The organism is Pseudomonas sp. A6 (genome assembly GCF_052367875.1).
GTDB lineage: Bacteria > Pseudomonadota > Gammaproteobacteria > Pseudomonadales > Pseudomonadaceae > Pseudomonas > Pseudomonas citronellolis.
In genome coordinates, this window is sequence record NZ_CP198970.1 from 3,972,231 (window position 1) to 3,989,191 (window position 16,961).

Below are 16,961 nucleotides of genomic sequence, written 5' to 3' on the forward strand. Positions count from 1 at the left end.
TGATGCACGGGCCCCGGTCATGGATTAGAATTCTGGGAAATTGCCTACATGGATGTAGACCCTTCCACTTGTGCGAATCACATCCATGAACACTCGTCGTTCGATCCTGGGCCTTTTCTTCACCTGTACCCTTGCCTTCGCCCTGCCCTCCCTCGCCGCCAGCAAGGCGGAAGTCACCCCCGGCCAACTGGTCCTGGCCTCCGGCAGCGCCCTGGTGGTGGACCTGAACTCCGACAAGGTGGTGTATTCCAGCAACCCCGAGGTGGTCCGCCCGATCGCCTCGGTGACCAAGCTGATGACCGCCATGGTGGTGCTCGACGCCAAGCTGCCGCTGGACGAGCAGATCGACGTGGACATCTCCGAGACCGCCGAGATGAAGGGCGTGTTCTCCCGCGTGCACCTGGGCAGCCGCATCGACCGCCGGCAGATGCTGCTGCTGGCGCTGATGTCCTCGGAAAACCGCGCCGCCGCCAGCCTGGCCCACCACTACCCGGGCGGCAGCGTGGCCTTCGTCAAGGCGATGAACGCCAAGGCGAAGTCCCTGGGCATGCTGCACACCCACTACGTGGAACCCACCGGCCTGTCGATCGACAACACCTCCACCGCCCATGACCTGATCCGCCTGGTCAAGGCCGCCTACCAGTACCCGCTGATCCGCGAGCTGAGCACCACGCCGACCAAGGACGCGCGCTTCAGCCACCCGAACTACGCGCTGAGCTTCTTCAACACCAACCCGCTGGTGCGCGCCGGCAAGTGGGACATCCGCCTGACCAAGACCGGCTTCACCAACCAGGCCGGGCACTGCCTGGTGATGGTCACGGTGATGAACGGCCGCCCGGTGGCCCTGGCCCTGCTCGACGCCTTCGGCAAGCGCACCCACGTGGCCGACGCCGCGCGCATCCGCCGCTGGGTGGAAACCGGCAAGGCCTCGCCGGTGCCGGCGGTGGCGCTGCGTTACAAGCAGGCGAAGCAGACGCAGGGGATGCAGGCGGCGGAGTGATGGTGTTTCCCGGGGGCTTGGGTGTTCGGGGTTGAGAGCGCCCTCTCCCTGAAGGGAGAGGGGACTGTTCGGTGTGCTTGGATGCTCATGAGTCAGTCGGCAATCACTGAAGAGTGCAGGCACGGACTGGCTTGGTGTAGGAGCGAGCTTGCTCGCGAACGGGGTTTCCCGATTGTGCTGGGGCTGGGGTTGAGAGCGCCCTCTCCCTAACCCTCTCCCTGAAGGGAGAGGGGACCGTTCGGCGTGCGTTGGTATTTCGGCGTTAGCCGGCTAGCACAGAGACTGCCGGCTGAAACCTGGCCTTCTCTCGGCACGGACTAGCCCCCTCTCCCTTCAGGGAGAGGGCTGGGGAGAGGGTTGCGGGCTCCCCCGTCACACCAGCGCCCAACCCATACTCCGCCCTTCCCTACTGACCCACCCCCCACATCCCGGTACAGTGCCCGCTCAAAGCCCCCAAGCACCAGGCCGCCCATGCACGACAACTCCCCCCTCACGGACTACCAGAGCGTCCGCCAGTTGGCGATCCGTTCGCTGTTCGAGATCTTCGAGCAGTTCAGCGAGGGCACCGTGATCGTCGACCGCGACGCCAATATCGTCTGGATCAACCAGCGCTATGCCCAGCGCTTCGGCCTGGACGAGGCCGAGCAGGCCGTCGGCCGGCCGGTGGAGAGCGTGATCCCCGGCAGCCTGATGCGCGAAGTGGTGCGCAGCGGCCGGCCGATGCTGCTGGACATCCTCGACATGCCGCGCGACCCGCTGGTGGTGATGCGCATGCCGATCCGCGACGACGCCGGGCAGGTCATCGGCGCCATCGGCTTCGCCCTGTTCGACGAGCTGCGCTCGCTGTCGCCGCTGCTCAGCCGCTACCAGCGCATGCGCCAGGAGCTGGCCTCCACCCGCTCGCTGCTGCAGGCGCGCCAGGCCAAGTACAGCCTGGCGCACTTCATCGGCAACGGCAGCGCCAGCCTGGAGGTCAAGCGCCGCGCCCGCCGCGCCGCCACCAGCGAGGCGCCGGTGCTGCTGCTGGGCGAGACCGGCACCGGCAAGGAGCTGCTCGCCCACGCCATCCACAGCGCCTCGGCGCGGGCCGGCAAGGCCTTCGTCAGCATCAACGCCGCGGCCATTCCGGAAACCCTGCTGGAGGCGGAGTTCTTCGGCACCGCGCCGGGCGCCTTCACCGGCGCCGACCGCAAGGGCCGCCCGGGCAAGCTGCAGATCGCCCAGGGCGGCACCCTGTTCCTCGACGAGATCGGCGACATGCCCCTGCCGTTGCAGAGCAAGCTGCTGCGCGTGCTGCAGGAGAAGGAATTCGAGCCGGTGGGCTCCAACGAGGTGCTGCGCAGCGACGTGCGGCTGATCGCGGCCACCTCCATCGACCTGGACAAGGCCGTGCGCGAGGGCCGCTTCCGCGCCGACCTGTACTACCGCATCAACGTGGTGCCCATCGGGATCCCGCCGCTGCGCGCGCGCCTGGAGGACCTGCCGGCGCTGTGCGAGGCGATCCTCGACGACCTGCGCGAGGACAACCACGCCCTCTACGAACTGGACGCCGACGCCCTCGCCCTACTGCGCCGCCACGCCTGGCCGGGCAACGTGCGCGAGCTGCGCAACCTGCTGGAGCGCACCGTGCTGCTCAACGACCGGGCGCAACTGGACGCCCAGGCCCTGCACGCCGCCCTCGGCCCGCTGCAGGCGCCGCCGGCGCAAACGGAGGGCAACCGCGCCAGCCTGGCCGAGGGCCAGGACTTCTACGCCGCGCGCGAGGCCTTCGAACGCGAGCTGATCGGCAACGTGCTGGCCGAACAGGCCGGCAACGTCGAGGCGGCCGCACGGCGCCTGGGGCTGGGCCGCTCGACGCTGTACAAGAAGATGGCCGCCCTCGGCCTTTCGTCCTGAAACAGAGACTTTTCTACGTTTAGAGACAAACCGAATTCCAGGTGCCTTCAGGCACATGGCAATCGCCTTTGTCCACGAATGGAGACAAAGCCCGGCGCACGCTTTCCGCAAATCCAAATAAATCACTTTAAAATCAGCTAGTTAAACATCTGGCACGGTTCTCGCTATCCGGCCCGGGCGGCCATCCGCCGCACGCCGACATAACAACAACCAACGCCGTCCGCGCACGAACGTTACCCACGGGGCCCACGGCCCGCCCCGGTTCGCCGCCGCGCCGTGCCAGGAGTACTAGCAAACATGAGCAGAACCCCGCTCAACCATGCCGTCGCCCTCGCCACCCTGGGCTCCACCCTCGGCATCGCGCTCCCCGTCCAGGCCGATTTCCTCGCCGACAGCAAGGCCAGCCTCGAACTGCGCAACTTCTACTTCAACCGTGACTTCCGCCAGGACGCCGCGCCCCAGTCGAAACAGGAGGAATGGGCGCAGGGCTTCCTGCTGCGCTACGAATCCGGCTTCACCGAGGGGACCATCGGCGTGGGCGTCGACGCCATCGGCCTGCTCGGAGTGAAGCTCGACTCCAGCCCCGACCGCGCCGGCTCCGGCCTGCTGCCGCGCGACCGCGAGAAGGTCCACGGCGCCCAGGACGACTACAGCGAACTGGGCCTGACCGCCAAGCTGCGCGCCTCCCACAGCGTGCTCAAGGTCGGCACCCTGCTGCCCAAGCTGCCCAGCGTGCTGGCCAACGACTCGCGCCTGCTGCCGCAGACCTTCCAGGGCGCGCACCTGAACTCCACGGAGTTCGCCGGCCTGACCTTCGACGCCGGCCGCCTGCGCCAGGTCAGCCAGCGCGATTCCGCCGACAGCGAGGACATGACGCTCACCACCGGCAACGCCCGCGGCATCGTCGCCAGCGCCGACAGCGACCGCTTCGACTTCGCCGGCCTGAGCTACAAGTGGACGCCGCAGCTGACCACCGGCTACAACTACGCCAAGCTCGACGGCCTGTACGACCAGCACATCGTCAACCTGCTGCACGTGCTGCCCATCGCCGACGGCCAATCGCTGAAGACCGACCTGCGCTTCGCCCGCTCCAAGGACGACGGCCACAGCAACGTCGACAACCGCGCCTTCGGCGCCATGCTCACCTACAGCCTCGGCGGCCATGCCTTCGGCGCCGGCTACCAGGTCATGAACGGCGACACCGGCTTCGCCTACATCGGCGGCACCGACGCCTTCCTGGTCAACTTCGTGCAGATCGGCGACTTCGCCAACCGCGACGAAAAGTCCTGGCAGCTACGCTACGACTACGACTTCGCCGCCCTGGGCGTGCCCGGCCTGACCTTCATGACGCGCTACCTGTCCGGCGACGACATCGAGCTGGGCGCCGGCAAGCCGGAGGGCAAGGAGTGGGAGCGCAACACGGACATCGGCTACGTGGTGCAGAGCGGCCCGCTGAAGAACTTCGGCGTCAAATGGCGCAACGCTAGCGTGCGTTCCAGCCACTTCGGCAACGACCTGGACGAGAACCGGCTGATCCTCAGCTACGTGCTGCCGCTCTGGTAACCGCCGGCATTCGCGCCACCATCACAATAATCACGCGCGGCCACGGCGCCGCGCGGCTCCAGGAGAACTGCCCATGAGCGTGGTCATCGCCCTCGCCGCCCTCGTCCTGCTGATGCTGGCCGCCTACCGCGGCTACAGCGTCATCCTCTTCGCCCCCATCGCGGCGCTGCTCGCCGTGTTCCTCACCGACCCGTCGGCGGTGGCGCCGGCCTTCACCGGCGTGTTCATGGAGAAGATGGTCGGCTTCGTCAAACTGTACTTCCCGGTGTTCCTGCTCGGCGCCGTGTTCGGCAAGCTCATCGAGCTGTCGGGCTTCTCGCGCTCCATAGTCGCGGCGGCCATCCGCCTGCTCGGCACCCGCCAGGCCATGCTGGTGATAGTGCTGGTGTGCGCCCTGCTCACCTACGGCGGCGTGTCGCTGTTCGTGGTGGTGTTCGCGGTGTATCCCTTCGCCGCCGAGATGTTCCGCCAGAGCGACATCCCCAAGCGGCTGATCCCGGCGACCATCGCCCTGGGCGCCTTCAGCTTCACCATGGACGCCCTGCCCGGCACCCCGCAGATCCAGAACATCATCCCCACCGCCTTCTTCGGCACCAACGGCTGGGCCGCGCCCTGGCTGGGGCTGATCGGCAGCCTGTTCGTGTTCTTCGTCGGCATGCTGTTCCTGCGCCGCCAGGCCGGGCGCGCCCGCGCCGCCGGCGAGGGCTACGGCCGCGAGCTGCGCAACGAGCCGGAAACCGCCAGCGACATCGCCCTGCCCCACCCGCTGCTGGCGCTGTCGCCGCTGGTGCTGGTGGGCGTGGCCAACCTGCTGTTCACCCACTGGATTCCGCAGCTCTACGGCAAGACCCACAGCCTGCAGCTGGCCGGCATGGCCGCGCCGGTGGCCAGCGACGTGAGCAAGCTCACCGGCATCTGGGCGGTGCAGGCGGCGCTGCTGCTGGGCATCCTGCTGGTGCTGGTCAGCAGCTACCGGGCGATCCGCAGCCGCCTCGCCGAGGGCAGCAAGACCGCGGTGTCCGGCGCCCTGCTGGCGGCCATGAACACCGCCTCGGAATACGGTTTCGGCGCGGTCATCGCCTCGCTGCCGGGCTTCCTGGTGCTGGCCGATGCGCTCAAGAGCATCCCCAACCCGCTGGTCAACGAGGCCATCACCGTCACCACCCTGGCCGGCATCACCGGCTCGGCCTCCGGCGGCATGAGCATCGCCCTGGCGGCCATGTCCGAACAGTTCATCGCCGCCGCCCACGCCGCCAACATCCCCCTGGAGGTGCTGCACCGCGTCGCCGCCATGGCCAGCGGCGGGATGGACACGCTGCCGCACAACGGCGCGGTCATCACCCTGCTGGCGGTCACCGGGCTGACCCACCGCGAGGCCTACAAGGACATCTTCGCCATCACCCTGATCAAGACCCTGGCGGTCTTCGTGGTGATCGCTACCTTCTACGCAACCGGCATCGTTTGATGCCGCGTACCACCCGGTGGCCCGCTGAGGGCCGCCACAGGCAGGAGAAACGACCATGAACCTCAAAGGCAAGATCGCGCTGGTCACCGGCGCCACCAGCGGCATCGGCCTGGGCATCGCCCACAGCCTGGCCGCGGCCGGCGCCCAGGTGGTGATCAACGGCTTCGGCGATGTCGAGGGCGCCCTGACCGAGCTGGGCCGCCACGGCACGCGGATCGGCCACCACCCGGCGGACATGGCCGAGCCGGCGCAGATCGCCGAGATGATCGCCTACGTCGAGCGCGAGTTCGGCGCGCTGGACATCCTGGTCAACAACGCCGGCATCCAGCACGTGGACGCCGTGGAAGACTTCCCGGTGGAACGCTGGAACGCGATCATCGCCATCAACCTCTCCGCGGTGTTCCACAGCACCCGCCTGGCGCTGCCGGGCATGCGCCGGCGCAACTGGGGGCGCATCGTCAACGTCGCCTCCACCCACGGCCTGGTGGCCTCCGCCGGCAAGAGCGCCTACGTCGCCGCCAAGCACGGGGTGATCGGCCTGACCAAGAGCATCGCCCTGGAAACCGCCACCACCCCCATCACCTGCAACGCCATCTGCCCCGGCTGGGTGCTGACGCCGCTGGTGCAGAAGCAGATAGACGCGCGCATAGCCGAGGGCGCCAGCCCAGAGCAGGCGCGCCACGACCTGCTGGCGGAAAAGCAGCCGTCGCTGGAGTTCGTCACCCCCGAACAACTGGGCGAGCTGGCGCTGTTCCTCTGCAGCGAGGCCGCCGCCCAGGTGCGCGGCGCCGCCTGGAACATGGACGGTGGCTGGGTCGCCCAGTGAGCGCCCGCCCCCGCCGCCAGCCGGCGGGGGCCATCGCAGGTTCATCGCTGGGCGGAAGGCGTCGCCATCCCGTGCCACACTGACAGGACAAGCAGTGGATGGACGGACGCCGCTATGAAGCCCTTGTGGACCCCTTCCGCCGAACGCATCACCGCCAGCCGGATGGATGCCTTCCGCCGCCAGGTCAACCAGCGCCACGGCCTGGAACTGGCCGACTACCCCGCCCTGCATGCCTGGAGCATCGAGCACCGCGAGGCCTTCTGGCAGGCCATCGTCGACAGCTTCGACGTGCGCTTCCACAGCCCGCCGCGCACGGTGCTGGAGGAAGGCCCGCGGATGCCCGACGCGCGCTGGTTCCCCGGCGCCACCCTGAACTTCGCCGAGCACCTGCTGCGCCACCGTGACGAGGCCACGGCGGTGGTGGCCATCGGCGAAGACGGCAGCCGCGAAAGCCTCAGCCATGCCGAGCTGGCCGCCCAGGTCGCCGGCCTGCAACGCAGCCTGCGCGCTGCCGGGGTGGGCGTGGGCGACCGCGTGGCGGCCTTCATGCCCAACACCTGGCAGACGCTGGTGGGCATGCTCGCCGCCACCAGCCTGGGCGCCACCTGGTCGAGCTGCTCGCCGGACTTCGGCACCCAGGGGGTGATCGACCGCTTCGGCCAGATCGAGCCCAAGGTGCTGATCGCCTGCGCCGGCTACCGCTACGCCGGCAAGGTGCTGGACCTGACCGACAAGCTCAACGAGATACTGGCGCAGTTACCCTCTCTGCAAGAGCTGGTGCTGGTGCCTTATGCGCGCCCGGAGATCCGTGCGACGGATTGCAAATCCGTTGCGCGAATCACCCTGTGGAACGACTTCTACCAGAGCGGCGGCGAACCCGAATTCACTCCGGTGCCCTTCGCCCATCCGCTGTACATCCTCTACTCCAGCGGCACCACCGGCGTGCCCAAGTGCATCGTCCATTCCACCGGCGGCGTGCTGCTGCAGCACCTCAAGGAACACGCGCTGCACACCGACCTGCACTCCGGCGACGTGCTGTTCTACTACACCACCTGCGGCTGGATGATGTGGAACTGGCTGGTCTCGGGCCTGGCGGTGGGCGCCAGCCTGGTGCTCTACGACGGCTCGCCCTTCCACCCCGGCCCGGAGCGGCTGATGGACCTGGTCGACGCCGAGGCCATCAAGGTCTTCGGCACCAGCGCCAAGTACATCGCAGCGCTGGAAAAAGCCGGCGTGAAGCCAGCGCAGACGCATAGCCTGGACAGCCTGCAAACGCTGCTCTCCACCGGCTCGCCGCTGGCCCACGAGAGCTTCGACTACGTGTACCGCGACATCAAGGCCGACCTGTGCCTGTCGTCCATCTCCGGCGGCACCGACATCGTCTCCTGCTTCGCCTTGGGCAATCCCACGGCGCCGGTGTGGCGCGGCGAGCTGCAATGCAAGGGCCTGGGCATGGCGGTGGAAGTCTGGGACGACGACGGCAGGCGCCTGCGCAGCGGCAAGGGCGAGCTGGTCTGCACCCGGCATTTCCCATCAATCCCGGTGGGCTTCTGGAACGATCCGCAGGGCGAGAAATTCCACGACGCCTACTTCGCCACCTTCCCCGGCATCTGGGCCCACGGCGACTATGCCGAAGAAACCGCCCACGGCGGCCTGGTGATCCACGGCCGCTCCGACGCCGTGCTCAACCCCGGCGGCGTGCGCATCGGCACGGCGGAAATCTACCGCCAGGTGGAAAAGGTCGACGAGGTGCTGGAATCCATCGCCATCGGCCAGGACTGGCAAGGCGACGTGCGCGTGGTGCTGTTCGTGCGCCTGCGCGAAGGCGTGCAGCTGGACGAGGCGCTACAGGAGAAAATCCGCCGGACCATCCGCGCCAACACCACCCCGCGCCACGTGCCAGCGAAGATCATCGCGGTGGCCGACATCCCCCGCACCCTCAGCGGCAAGATAGTCGAGCTGGCGGTACGCAACGTGGTGCACGGCAGGCCGGTGAAGAACACCGACGCCCTGGCCAACCCGCAGGCGCTGGAGTTGTATCGGGAGCTGGAGGCGTTGAAATCCTGAGGCGAGCAATCGACGGTGTTGGCCGGGGCCGCTGAGGTTCGGGGTGATTCCGTTCCCTCACCCCAGCCCTCTCCCAGAGGGAGAGGGGGCCGTTCGGCGCGAACGGAAAACTCGGCGTCAACCTGTAGGAGCGGGCCCTGCCCGCGAATCGCGCGCAGGGCGCGCTCCTACATAGAACCACCGCGGCTGGCACCCCGTAGGATGGGTTGAGCGAAGCGATACCCATCACCAGGGTCCGATGGGTATCGCAAGCTCAACCCATCCTACGAAAAACACCTCGGCGCAGTCGGCAAGACAGTTGCGCCGCCGGAACATCAAGCGCGGAGGAAGGCCAGCACCTTGTCGCTGAAGGCGTCGCCGGCCTGGACGTTGGACAGGTGCGCGGCGTGGAATTCCACCAGCTCGGCGCCCTGGATGCGTTCCTGCATGAAGCGGCCGTGCTCGGTGGTGGTCACCGGGTCGCCGCTGCCGCAGACGACCAGGGTCGGCGCGCGGATGGCGCCCAGCTGTTCGCGGAAGTCGGCGTCGCGCACCGCGGCGCAGTTGGCCGCGTAGCCTTCCGGCGAGGTCTGCGCCAGCATGGCTACTATGGGCTCGACCTTGCCCGGCTGGGCCTCGGCGAAGTCGGCGGTGAACCAGCGCGAGATGGAAGCATCGCGCAGGTCGCGCATGGCCTGGGCGCCGCCGGAGAGCACGGTGTCGATGCGCGGATTCCAGACTTCCGGAGTGCCGATCTTCGCGGCGGTGTTGCACAGCACCAGGCGCTCGATGCGCTCGGGGGCGTTGATCGCCAGCCACTGGCCGATCAGGCCGCCCATGGACAGGCCGCAGAAGCTGGCCTTGGCGATGTTCAGCGCGTCCAGCAGGGCCAGCACGTCGCCACCGAGCTGTTCGATGCTGTAGGGGCCTGCGCTGACCAGCGAGGCGCCGTGGCCGCGGGTGTCGTAGCGCAGCACCTGGAAGTGTTGGGTGAAGGCCGGGATCTGCGCGTCCCACATGTGCAGGTCGGTGCCCAGGGAGTTGGACAGCACCAGCACCGGCGCGCCGGCCGGGCCTTCGAGGAGGTAGTTCAGTTCGCCGTCGGCGAGCTTGACGGTAGGCATCGGGGACTCCCGTTCGTTCATGGCGGCGCCCGCTGGAATGCGGGCGCCGGGATTATTGCAGTTTCAGTCGCTGGGTTCCCGCGTTCGCGGGAATGACGTCGGAAAACACGACTCTCGACCCGTCATTCCCGCGAACGCGGGAAACCAATGGACAGCCTCAGACGCGCTCAACCGCCAGCGCCACACCCTGCCCCACGCCCACGCACATGGTGCACAGGCCGCGCTTGCCGCCGCTTTTCTCCAACTGGTGCACGGCAGTCAGGACCAGACGTGCGCCGCTGGCGCCCAGCGGGTGGCCGAGGGCGATGGCGCCGCCGTTGGGGTTGACCCGCGCGTCGTCGTCGGCGATGCCCAGCTCGCGGGTGACCGCCAGGCCCTGGGCGGCGAAGGCCTCGTTCAGTTCGATGACGTCGAAGTCGCTCACCGCCAGGTTCAGGCGCTCCAGCAGCTTGCGCACCGCCGGCACCGGGCCGATGCCCATGACCCGCGGGGCGACGCCGGCGCTGGCCATGCCCAGCACCTTGGCGCGGGGCTTGAGGCCATGCTTCTTCACCGCCTCGGCGGAAGCCAGGATCAGCGCCACCGAGCCGTCGTTGACGCCCGAGGCGTTGCCGGCGGTGACGGTCTTGTCCGGGCCGTTGACCGGCTTGAGCTTGGCCAGGGCTTCGGCGGTGGTGTCCGGACGCGGGTGCTCGTCGGTATCGACGACGGTCTCGCCCTTGCGGCCCTTGATCACCACCGGGACGATTTCCTCGGCGAAGTAGCCGGCGGCCTGGGCGCGCCCGGCCAGTTGCTGGCTGCGCAGGGCGAAGGCGTCCTGGTCGGCGCGGCTGACCTGGTAGTCGTCGGCGACGTTGTCGGCGGTCTGCGGCATGGCGTCGACGCCGTACTGGGCCTTCATCAGCGGGTTGATGAAGCGCCAGCCGATGGTGGTGTCCTCGATCTTCTGGCCGCGGCCGAAGGCGCTGTCGGCCTTGCCCATCACGTAGGGCGCGCGGGACATGGATTCCACGCCGCCGGCGATGGCCAGTTCGATCTCGCCGCTGGCGATGGCGCGGAAGGCCGTGCCCACCGCGTCCATGCCCGAGGCGCAGAGGCGGTTGAGGGTCACGCCGGGGATGCTCTCCGGCAGGCCGGCCAGCAGCAGCGCCATGCGCGCGACGTTGCGGTTGTCCTCGCCGGCCTGGTTGGCGCAGCCGAGGTAGACCTCGTCCAGCTGCGCCCAGTCGACCTGCGGGTTGCGCTCGACCAGGGCCTTGATCGGGGTGGCCGCCAGGTCGTCGGCGCGCACCGCCGAGAGCGCGCCGCCGAAGCGGCCGATGGGCGTGCGCACGGCGTCGCAGATGTAGACCTCGCGGCTCATTCCTCACCCCCTTGCTGGCCGTGGGCGGCCGCGGTGCGGGCTTCCAGGGCGCGCAGGGCTTCCAGCTCGACCTCGGTGGGCGCCACGGTCTCGACGACCTGCTCGGCGAAGCGGATGGCCCAGCCGGTGTTCTCGATCACCTGCTCGCGGCTCACGCCCGGGTGCAGCGCGGTGACGATGAATTCGTTGCTGCCGGCTTCCGGCTCCATGATGCACAGGTCGGTGATGATCGCCACCGGGCCCTTGCCGGGCAGGCCGAGCTGCTGGCGGTGGTCGCCGCCCTCGCCAAAGCCGACCGAGGTGATGAAGGCCAGCTTGTCGACGAAGGTGCGGTGCGACTGCTTGAGGATGATCAGCACTTCCTTGGCGGAACCGGCGATCTCCGGGGCGCCGCCGGCGCCGGGCAGGCGCACCTTCGGCTTGTCGTAGTCGCCGATGACGGTGGTGTTGATGTTGCCGAAGCGGTCGACCTGGGCGGCGCCGAGGAAGCCGACGTCGATACGCCCGCCCTGCAGCCAGTAGCGGAAGATTTCGCCGGTGGGCACCACGGTGTCGGCGGTTTCGGCCAGCTCGCCGTCGCCGATGGACAGCGGCAGCACGCTGGGCTTGGCGCCGATGGGGCCGGATTCGTAGATCAGGACCACGTCCGGCGAGGAAGTCAGGCGCGCCAGGTTGGCGGCCTTGGACGGCAGGCCGATGCCGACGAAGCAGACCGCGCCGTTCTTCAGGCGGCGGGCGGCGGCCACGGTCATCATTTCATTGGTGCTGTAGGCGCTCATCATTTGCCCTCCGCGATTTTCTTCTGGAACTCGGCGAAATCCTTAGTGCCACGGATGTAGGTGTCGATCCAGGCGGTGAAGGTCTCGCGGTCGCGGGCGATCGGGTCCCAGGCCTGGTAGAAGCGGTTGTCGCGCTCGTAGTAGCCGTGGGCGTAGGACGGGTGCGCGCCGCCGGGCACGTGGCAGACGGCGGACAGCGCCCAGGTCGGCAGCACGCAGGCGTTCATCGGCGCGTTGAGGTCGTCGACGATCTCTTCCACGGTGACGATGCAGCGCTTGGCGGCCAGGGCGGCTTCCTTCTGCACGCCGAGGATGCCCCACAGCAGCACGTTGCCCTTGCGGTCGGCCTTCTGCGCGTGGATCACGGTGACGTCCGGGCGCACCGAGGGCACGGCGGCCAGCTGCTCACCGGTGAACGGGCAGTTGATGAACTTGATGTTCGGGTTGACCTTCGGCAGGTCGGAGCCGGCGTAGGCGCGCAGCACCGCGAACGGCAGGCCGGAGGCGCCGGCCACGTAGGAGTTGGCCAGGTCGGCGTGGCTGTGCTCGTCGATCTCCAGCGGCTGCGGCCAGCCCTTCTCCACCGCGTCGCGCAGGCGGTGCAGCGAACCCACGCCGGGGTTGCCGCCCCAGGAGAAGGTCAGTTTGCGGGCGCAGCCGGCGCCGATCAGCAGGTCGTAGACCAGGTCGGGAGTCATGCGCACCAGGTGCAGGTCTTTCTTGCCCTGGCGGATGAGTTCGTGGGAAGCGGCGGTGGGGATCAGGTGGGTGAAGCCTTCGAGGGCGACGGTATCGCCGTCGTTCACGAAACGCTCGACCGCTTCGCGCAGGGTCAGGAGTTCAGCCATTGTCGGTCTCGTCTTGGGGTCCAGGGCATCCGTGGATGCCGATGGGCAAGACAGTAGCGCCGGGGCCGGGGGCCAAACAATGCGATTATCGACTATCGGTACGATTATCGAACATTTCTGTCAGCCCCACATCCTCCTGTCATGCCCGCCAACCCGCATTCCCTACAGCGCACAGTCATACCATCACGCTGATGAATGTCGTGCTTCGGTGCGATAGGCGCCCGCCCTGCCCGCCGCTATCAATGCCCTCTCCCAGCCCCATGCCGGGCCCGTACCCCAAGCCTTACGGAGAGCCGCGCCATGCAGCGCACACGCAGTTGGTTGCCCCGCCTCGCCCTGGCCGCCGCCTTGGCCGCCACCACCCTGGTCGCCGGCGCGGCGGAGAAACCGAACATCCTGGTGATCTTCGGCGACGACATCGGCCAGTCGAACATCAGCGCCTATTCCATGGGCCTGCTCGGCTACAAGACGCCGAACATCGACCGCATCGCCCACGAAGGCATGCTGTTCACCGACTACTACGCGGAGAACAGCTGCACCGCCGGCCGCGCCAGCTTCATCACCGGGCAGTCGCCGCTGCGCACCGGCCTGACCAAGGTCGGCATCCCCGGCTCGCCGGTGGGCCTGCAGGCGCGCGACATCACCATCGCCCAGGCGCTCAAGGCCGCCGGCTACGCCACCGGGCAGTTCGGCAAGAACCACCTGGGCGACCGCGACGAATACCTGCCGACCAACCACGGCTTCGACGAGTTCTTCGGCAACCTCTACCACCTCAACGTCGAGGAGGCCCCCGAGTCGCCCACCTGGCCGAAGGACCCGAACGACCCGCTGGCCAAGCACTTCATGCCGCGCGGGGTGATCCACTCCTATGCCGACGGCCGCATCGAGGACACCGGCGCGCTGAACAAGAAGCGCATGCAAACCATCGATGACGAGACCACCCAGGCGGCGATCAACTTCATCGACAAGCAGGCCAAGGCCGACAAGCCGTTCTTCGTCTGGATGAACACCACGCGCATGCACGCCAACACCTACGTGCGCGACTCGATGAAGGGCCAGAGCGGCATGCCCGACAACATTTACGCCGACGGCATGCTCGAGCACGACGGCGACGTGGGCAAGCTGCTCAAGGCGCTGGACGACCTGAAGATCAGCGACAACACCATCGTCGTCTACACCACCGACAACGGCCCGAACCGCTACACTTGGCCGGACGCCGCCACCAGCCCGTTCCGCAACGAGAAGAACTCCAACTACGAGGGCGCCTTCCGCGTGCCGGCGATGGTCCGCTGGCCGGGCCACATCCAGGCCGGGCAGGTGTCCAACGAGATGTTCTCCGGGCTGGGCTGGTTCCCCACCCTGCTCGCCGCCGCCGGCGTGCCCGAGGTGAAGCAGAAGCTGCTCAAGGGCTGGGCGCCGCTGAGCGGCGGGCCGAGCTTCAAGGTGCACCTGGACGGCTACGACCAGCTCGCCTACCTCACCGGCAAGGCGCCCAAGGGCGCGCGCGACGACTTCTACTACTTCAACGACGACGGCCTGCTGGTGGCCACGCGCTTCGGCGACTGGAAGCTGGTGTTCTGCGAGCAGCGCAAGCCCGGCGGCTTCGAGGTGTGGAGCGAGCCCTTCGTCTGCCTGCGGGTGCCCAAGCTGTACAACCTGCGCATGGACCCGTACGAGAGCGCCGACGTGGTGTCCAACCAGTACAACAAATGGCTGGTGGACAACGGCCACCTGATCGCCTTCGGCACCCTGCGCGCCGCGCAGTTCCTGCAGAGCTTCGTCGAGTGGCCGCCGAGCCAGCGCCCGGCCAGCTTCAGCATCGACCAGGTGCAGCAGGACGTGGACCAGAAGATCGCCGAACGCCTGAAGCAGCAGGCCCAGGCGGCCGGCAAGCCCTGAGGCCGCGCCATCCGCTGGGCCCGCCTTGGGCAGCGCTCAGCGGTCCTGCTCGCAGTTGACCATCCAGGGCACCCCGAAGCGGTCGGTGAACATGGCGAAGGCGGCGGCCCAGAAGGTCTGCTGCAGTTCCATGGTGACCTGGCCGCCTTCGCTCAGGGCCTCGTAGATGCGCCGGGCCTCGGCCTTGCTGTCCACCTGCAGGGAGACGGACACGCCCTTGGTGCCCTCGTAGGGCATCGGCGGGCAGTTGTCCGAACCCATCAGCACCTGGTCGCCAACCTCCAGGCGCACGTGCATCACGCGGTCGGCGGCGTCGGGTGGAGTCTGCCCCATGTCCGGGGCGTCCTTGAAGCGCATGAGCATCGGCAGCTTGCCGCCGAGCACCTCGGCGTAGCGGGTGAAGGCTTGCTCGCAGTTGCCGTCGAAGATCAGGTAGGCCTGGATTTTCATCTGGAGTCTCCTGCCGGCTCAGTCCTTGCCGGCGATGCGGGCGCGCAGGCGTTCTTCCTGTTCGCGCAGTTCCTCGGTGAATTCGGCGCCGAAGTCCTCGGCTTCGAAGACCTGGCGGATCTCGATCTCCGACGGGCCGTCGAAGGGGCTGGGGCAGCGCTTGATCCAGTCGATGCATTCCTGCAGCGAATCGCACTGCAGCAGCCAGAAGCCGGCGATCAGCTCGCGGGTCTCGGCGAAGGGACCGTCGACGACCGTGCGCGAGGCGCCATCGAAACGCACCCGGGCGCCCTTCGAACTGGGCTGCAGGCCTTCGCCGGCGAGCATCACCCCGGCGGCGACCAGTTCCTCGTTGAACTTGCCCATGGCCGTCAGCAGCTCTTCCGAGGGCATGACGCCGGCCTCCGAATCCGCGGTGGCCTTGACTATCGCCATGAAGCGCATGGTGGTTCTCCTCTTCTCGTGAAGTCGAGTGGGCCCACTGCCCCGCTCTGCCTGGTAGTCGATGCGCGCGGGGCGCGATCGACAACAGCGCAGACCGTTCGTCGGCACCGCCCGGGCGGCGATGGCGGCAAACAGGAAGAACGATAGACAGGCCCGGCGACCGGGCAAGCCGGCGCGACGAACGCACCCGCCAGGCTGGACGCCCGCCGCCCGAGGCCCTAGATTGGCCGGTTCCCGAGAAACCCCGAGCAAGGAGCCCCAGCATGAGCCTGGAATCGGTCCGCGCCTTCTTCGCCGAGAAGGCCCCCGACATCGCCATCATCGAACTGGACACCAGCACCGCCACCGTCGCCCTGGCCGCCGAGGCCCACGGCGTGGAGCCGGGGCGCATCGCCAAGACGCTGTCGCTGCGGGTGGGCGAGCGCACCGTGCTGGTGGTCGCCCGCGGCGACGCCCGCCTGGACAACCGCAAGCTCAAGGAAGCCCTGGGCGGCAAGGCGAAGATGCTCGGCGCCGAGGAAGTGGTGGAACTCACCGGCCACCCGGTGGGCGGCGTCTGCCCCTTCGGCCTGGCCAGCCCGCTGCCGGTGTACTGCGATGTGTCGCTGCGCGCCTTCGATGAGGTGCTGCCGGCGGCCGGAGCCCTGCACAGCGCCGTGCGCATCGCCCCGGAACGCCTGGCGAGCCTGGTCGAGGCCGATTGGGTGGATGTTTGCCAGGAGCCGGTTTGAGGTCATGTGGGGGTTGAGGGGCGGGAGGAATTCGAAGAGCATGAAGAGCGCCCTCTCCCTAGGCCTCTCCCTGAAGGGAGAGGGGACCGTTGGGCAGACGCTGAAGTTCTAGAGTCAGACGGCTAGTACCGTGACTGCTGGCTAAAACCAGGGACTAGCCCCCTCTCCCTTCAGGGAGAGGGTTGGGGAGAGGGTACGGAGTCCACCGAAAGCACCGCAGCCGCCGGGAAACACAGTTCGCGAGCAAGCTCGCTCCTACAAGAGCCCTTGGCGCTCCCGCAGAACCTCTGCACGAGCCCTGCACAGTCACTGGGTTCCCGCGTTCGCGGGAATGACGGGGGGAGTGAGGAGTTTCAGGATGACTCCGAATTCCCCACCCACTCCGAACAGCCCCCTCTCCCTTCAGGGAGAGGGTTGGGGAGAGGGTGCGGAGTCCACCGAAAGCACCGCAGCCGCCGGGAAACACAGTTCGCGAGCAAGCTCGCTCCTACAAGTGCCCTTGGCGCTCCTGCAAAACTTCCGCACGA

General features: G+C 68.1%; 13 protein-coding genes and 1 pseudogene. 8 read left to right on the plus strand and 6 right to left on the minus strand.

The window, feature by feature from the left end:
- Positions 1–85 precede the first annotated feature (85 nt).
- From pbpG to ACTWJ5_RS17560, 6 genes and pseudogenes are all read left to right on the plus strand, one after another.
- On the plus strand, positions 86–1,000 hold the full coding sequence (pbpG, locus tag ACTWJ5_RS17535; RefSeq protein ID WP_074979313.1) for a D-alanyl-D-alanine endopeptidase: 915 nt from the start codon (positions 86–88) through the stop codon (positions 998–1,000).
- A 471-nt stretch (positions 1,001–1,471) separates the two neighbouring features.
- Positions 1,472–2,927: pseudogene (locus tag ACTWJ5_RS17540) on the plus strand (sigma-54 interaction domain-containing protein); the annotation flags it as partial.
- 266 nt (positions 2,928–3,193) lie between these two features.
- Positions 3,194–4,459, plus strand: a complete 1,266-nt coding sequence (locus ACTWJ5_RS17545; RefSeq protein ID WP_444436202.1) for an OprD family porin — start codon at positions 3,194–3,196, stop codon at positions 4,457–4,459.
- Between the two features lie 73 nt (positions 4,460–4,532).
- The gene (locus ACTWJ5_RS17550; RefSeq protein WP_444436203.1) at positions 4,533–5,924 is read left to right on the plus strand and encodes a GntP family permease; all 1,392 of its coding nucleotides are present in this window, start codon (positions 4,533–4,535) and stop codon (positions 5,922–5,924) included.
- Positions 5,925–5,979: 55 nt separating this feature from the next.
- The gene (locus ACTWJ5_RS17555) at positions 5,980–6,750 is read left to right on the plus strand and encodes a 3-hydroxybutyrate dehydrogenase (protein WP_261748633.1); all 771 of its coding nucleotides are present in this window, start codon (positions 5,980–5,982) and stop codon (positions 6,748–6,750) included.
- A gap of 114 nt (positions 6,751–6,864) precedes the next feature.
- A complete protein-coding gene (locus tag ACTWJ5_RS17560) occupies positions 6,865–8,817 on the plus strand; it encodes an acetoacetate--CoA ligase (protein ID WP_444436204.1) in 1,953 nt (650 codons plus the stop codon).
- Positions 8,818–9,131: 314 nt separating this feature from the next.
- On the opposite strand, the gene pcaD is transcribed toward ACTWJ5_RS17560, so the two are convergent.
- From pcaD to ACTWJ5_RS17580, 4 genes are all read right to left on the minus strand, one after another.
- Positions 9,132–9,920, minus strand: a complete 789-nt coding sequence (gene pcaD / locus ACTWJ5_RS17565; protein WP_116423415.1) for a 3-oxoadipate enol-lactonase — start codon at positions 9,918–9,920, stop codon at positions 9,132–9,134.
- 157 nt (positions 9,921–10,077) lie between these two features.
- A complete protein-coding gene (pcaF, locus tag ACTWJ5_RS17570; RefSeq protein ID WP_444436205.1) occupies positions 10,078–11,283 on the minus strand; it encodes a 3-oxoadipyl-CoA thiolase in 1,206 nt (401 codons plus the stop codon).
- On the minus strand, positions 11,280–12,062 hold the full coding sequence (locus ACTWJ5_RS17575) for a CoA-transferase subunit beta (RefSeq protein WP_253390317.1): 783 nt from the start codon (positions 12,060–12,062) through the stop codon (positions 11,280–11,282). The genes pcaF and ACTWJ5_RS17575 overlap by 4 nt, the downstream gene beginning before the upstream one ends.
- A complete protein-coding gene (locus ACTWJ5_RS17580; protein ID WP_009622241.1) occupies positions 12,062–12,910 on the minus strand; it encodes a CoA transferase subunit A in 849 nt (282 codons plus the stop codon). Before ACTWJ5_RS17580 ends, ACTWJ5_RS17575 begins: the two co-directional genes overlap by 1 nt.
- Before the next feature lie 300 nt (positions 12,911–13,210).
- Here ACTWJ5_RS17580 and ACTWJ5_RS17585 point away from each other — a divergent pair, with 300 nt between their 5' ends.
- Positions 13,211–14,809, plus strand: coding sequence for an arylsulfatase (locus ACTWJ5_RS17585; protein ID WP_444436206.1), 1,599 nt, complete (start codon positions 13,211–13,213; stop codon positions 14,807–14,809).
- Between the two features lie 36 nt (positions 14,810–14,845).
- Here the strand turns inward: ACTWJ5_RS17585 and ACTWJ5_RS17590 are convergent, their stop codons facing one another.
- Both ACTWJ5_RS17590 and ACTWJ5_RS17595 read right to left on the minus strand, forming a co-directional pair.
- The gene (locus ACTWJ5_RS17590) at positions 14,846–15,259 is read right to left on the minus strand and encodes a VOC family protein (RefSeq protein WP_253390319.1); all 414 of its coding nucleotides are present in this window, start codon (positions 15,257–15,259) and stop codon (positions 14,846–14,848) included.
- An 18-nt stretch (positions 15,260–15,277) separates the two neighbouring features.
- Positions 15,278–15,703, minus strand: coding sequence for a YciI family protein (locus ACTWJ5_RS17595; protein WP_009622245.1), 426 nt, complete (start codon positions 15,701–15,703; stop codon positions 15,278–15,280).
- A 263-nt stretch (positions 15,704–15,966) separates the two neighbouring features.
- Between ACTWJ5_RS17595 and ACTWJ5_RS17600 the strand changes: the two genes are divergently transcribed.
- Entirely contained in the window at positions 15,967–16,434 is a 468-nt protein-coding gene (locus ACTWJ5_RS17600; protein WP_009622248.1) for a YbaK/EbsC family protein, read from the plus strand.
- Positions 16,435–16,961: the final 527 nt, after the last annotated feature.

What these genes read in the sequence shown, in the direction of transcription:
- pbpG (WP_074979313.1), top strand. Translation starts at nt 86, where the DNA reads ATGAACACTCGTCGTTCGATCCTGGGCCTTTTCTTCACCTGTACCCTT.
- ACTWJ5_RS17595 (WP_009622245.1), bottom strand. Translation starts at nt 15,703, where the DNA reads ATGCGCTTCATGGCGATAGTCAAGGCCACCGCGGATTCGGAGGCCGGC.
- ACTWJ5_RS17575 (WP_253390317.1), bottom strand. Translation starts at nt 12,062, where the DNA reads ATGAGCGCCTACAGCACCAATGAAATGATGACCGTGGCCGCCGCCCGC.
- ACTWJ5_RS17580 (WP_009622241.1), bottom strand. Translation starts at nt 12,910, where the DNA reads ATGGCTGAACTCCTGACCCTGCGCGAAGCGGTCGAGCGTTTCGTGAAC.
- ACTWJ5_RS17550 (WP_444436203.1), top strand. Translation starts at nt 4,533, where the DNA reads ATGAGCGTGGTCATCGCCCTCGCCGCCCTCGTCCTGCTGATGCTGGCC.
- ACTWJ5_RS17555 (WP_261748633.1), top strand. Translation starts at nt 5,980, where the DNA reads ATGAACCTCAAAGGCAAGATCGCGCTGGTCACCGGCGCCACCAGCGGC.
- pcaD (WP_116423415.1), bottom strand. Translation starts at nt 9,920, where the DNA reads ATGCCTACCGTCAAGCTCGCCGACGGCGAACTGAACTACCTCCTCGAA.
- pcaF (WP_444436205.1), bottom strand. Translation starts at nt 11,283, where the DNA reads ATGAGCCGCGAGGTCTACATCTGCGACGCCGTGCGCACGCCCATCGGC.
- ACTWJ5_RS17560 (WP_444436204.1), top strand. Translation starts at nt 6,865, where the DNA reads ATGAAGCCCTTGTGGACCCCTTCCGCCGAACGCATCACCGCCAGCCGG.
- ACTWJ5_RS17585 (WP_444436206.1), top strand. Translation starts at nt 13,211, where the DNA reads ATGCAGCGCACACGCAGTTGGTTGCCCCGCCTCGCCCTGGCCGCCGCC.
- ACTWJ5_RS17590 (WP_253390319.1), bottom strand. Translation starts at nt 15,259, where the DNA reads ATGAAAATCCAGGCCTACCTGATCTTCGACGGCAACTGCGAGCAAGCC.
- ACTWJ5_RS17545 (WP_444436202.1), top strand. Translation starts at nt 3,194, where the DNA reads ATGAGCAGAACCCCGCTCAACCATGCCGTCGCCCTCGCCACCCTGGGC.
- ACTWJ5_RS17600 (WP_009622248.1), top strand. Translation starts at nt 15,967, where the DNA reads ATGAGCCTGGAATCGGTCCGCGCCTTCTTCGCCGAGAAGGCCCCCGAC.